Annotated in this window: 1 protein-coding gene; it reads right to left on the minus strand. The window is 67.3% G+C overall.

Annotated elements, in window-relative coordinates; all coding sequences use genetic code 11:
* Positions 1–86: 86 nt before the first annotated feature.
* The coding region (locus tag IC50_RS20805; protein WP_035708957.1) for a ligase-associated DNA damage response DEXH box helicase at positions 87–2,245 on the minus strand (2,159 nt) is incomplete at its 5' end.

Consider the following 2,245-nt stretch of genomic DNA (forward strand, 5'->3'; position numbering starts at 1 on the left):
CGCAGAGACAAGGACGTGGATGCCCGGGACAAGCCCGGGCATGACGTGGAGAGAATTGAGCCCCCAAAAAACATCGCTGCAGCAGTCTAAGACATCGCCTCTTTGACGAGTTCGTCGGCGGCTTCGGCCAACAGTTCGTCTGCAGCTTCGCCATAGACCGACTCGCGGCCGATTTCCAGCATCACGGGGACCGCCAGCGGAGAGACGCGGTCGAGTTCCCGATGCGTGATGCGGCCATGGATGCGGGCGAGCATGTCGCCGAGGCGGCGCAGGTCGAGCAGGCCGGTGGCGGCATCGGCACGCGCGGCGCGCAGCAGCACGTGATCGGCCTGGTGCTTGCGCAGCACGTCGTAGACGAGATCGGTCGAGAACAGCACCTGGCGGCGGCTTTTCTCTTCGCCGGTATGACGGCGGGCGATCAGGCCGGAGATGATCGCACAGTTGCGGAAGGTGCGCTTCATCAGCGCGGATTCGGCGAGCCAGGCCTCGAGGTCGTCGCCGAGCATATCAGCGTCGAACAGCGCGTTGAGGTCGATACTGCCCTCCCGGATCATGAACGACATGTCTCCGAGCGCCCAGATCGCCACCGCGTATTCGTTGGCGACGAAGCCGAGCGGCCGCGCGCGGGCGCGCTCCAGCCGGCGCGTCAACAGCATGCCGAGCGTCTGGTGCGCCAAACGCCCCTCGAAGGGATAGCAGACCAGATAATGCTTGTTGGCGCGCGGAAAGCTCTCGACCAGGAGCTCGCGCACCGCCGGCACGCGCGAGACGTCCTTTTGCAGCGACAGCCAGTCGCGCACCTGCTCCGGCAAGCCATTCCACATGCGCCCATCAGCGAGCAGGCGGCGCACGCGTTCGGCCAGATAGGTCGAGAGCGGGAACTTGCCGCCCATGTAGGACGGCACCTTCGGGTCCTTGTCATGCGCGCGCGAGACATAGACCTGGTCCTCGACCAGGGCCTCGTAGCGCACCACCTCGCCCGAGAACACGAAGGTATCGCCGGGGCTGAGGCCCTCGATGAAGGCTTCCTCGATCTCGCCGAGCAGCCTGCCGCCGCGCGCGATCACGCCGGTCGAGCCGCCCGTTCTTCCCTGCCCGCCGCCGCGCGAGCGCACCAGCCGCACTTTCAGCATGTCGTCCTCGACGATGGTGCCGACATTCATCCGGTAGCTCTGCCGCACCTTTGGATTGGCGACGCGCCAACGGCCTTCCTTGTCCTGCTTGATGCGGGCGAAGCGCTCGTAGGTCTTCAGTGCGTAGCCGCCGGAAGCGACGAAATCGACGACATCGTCGAAATCCTGCCGCGACAGATCGGCGTAGGGCGCTGCGGTGCGAACTTCGGCATAGAGTTCATCGGAGAGGAACGGCTCGCCGCAGGCACAGCCGAGCACGTGCTGGGCCAGCACGTCGAGCGCGCCAATGCGCAAGGGCGGCGTATCCTGCGCGTTCTCGGCAATCGCGTCGATCGCCGCGCGGCATTCCAGGACTTCAAAGCGGTTGGCCGGCACCAGCACCGCGCGCGAGGCCTCGTCGAGGCGGTGGTTGGCGCGGCCGATCCGCTGCATCAGGCGCGAGGAGCCCTTGGGTGCACCGATATTGACGACGAGATCGACGTCGCCCCAGTCGACCCCGAGGTCGAGCGAGGAGGTGCAGACCACGCCGCGCAGTCTGCCCGCCGACATGGCGTCCTCGACCTTGCGGCGCTGGGCGACGTCGAGCGAGCCGTGATGCAGCGCGATGGCAAGGCCGTCGTCGTTCATGCTCCAGAGATTCTGGAACAGCATCTCGGCCTGGCTGCGGGTGTTGACGAAGACCAGCGTGGTCTTGTTCGCCTTGATCAGCTCGTAGATTTCGGGGAGCGCGTGGCGCGCGCTGTGGCCGGCCCAGGGCAGCCGCTCGCGCGTATCGAGCATCTCGACCACGGGCGGCGCGGCACCGCCGGCGACGACGACGTCGGCGGCGACCTCCTTGCCCTCGGGCTGCGGCACCAGGAAGCGCGCGAGCTGATCCGGCTCGGCCACGGTCGCCGACAGGCCGATCGCGCGCAGCTGCGGCGCGAGACGCCACAGCCGCGCGAGCCCGAGCGAGAGCAGATCGCCGCGCTTGGACGTCACCAGTGCATGCAGCTCGTCGAGCACGATGCGCTTCAGGGAGGAAAACAGGAACGGTGCGTCGTCGGAGGACAGCAGCAGCGCAAGCTGCTCGGGCGTCGTCAGCAACACGTCCGGCGGATAGCGCCGCTGCC

It is taken from the genome of Bradyrhizobium genomosp. I (2014) (assembly GCF_000261685.1).
Taxonomy (GTDB): domain Bacteria; phylum Pseudomonadota; class Alphaproteobacteria; order Rhizobiales; family Xanthobacteraceae; genus Bradyrhizobium.